Raw genomic sequence first — 329 nt, forward strand, 5'->3', positions numbered from 1 at the left:
CGGCCCGTCCGCTCGTCCGGCCCGCCGGCGCTCACCGCGGGCGGCTCGACGAGCTCCCCGTCGCCGTCCCCCCGTCCCTCGGCCAGCGTGGCCGGGTCGAGCGACAGCCGGGCCTCCGCGCGGTTCTCGGGGGCCGGGGCGCGGTGCGGCCGGCCGGCCGACGGCCGGGCGTGCGCTCGCCGCGGGTCGTGCGCTTCCGCCGCGATCAGGCGGGTCGAGCCCGCGTTGAGCAGCGCCCGGCGGCAGGCCGCGACCACCGCCTCCACCCGCGCCGCGCCGTCGACGTGACGGACGCTCAGCGAACCCGGGGCGTCGCGGACCGAGCCGGC

Annotated in this window: 1 pseudogene; it reads right to left on the reverse strand. The window is 82.7% G+C overall.

Going from position 1 to position 329, the window contains the following annotated elements:
• Positions 1-329 (reverse strand): annotated as a pseudogene (locus tag PUR56_RS30110) (AAA family ATPase); the annotation flags it as partial.

This window comes from Streptomyces sp. BE303, from assembly GCF_036290945.1.
Classification (GTDB): Bacteria; Actinomycetota; Actinomycetes; order Streptomycetales; family Streptomycetaceae; genus Kitasatospora.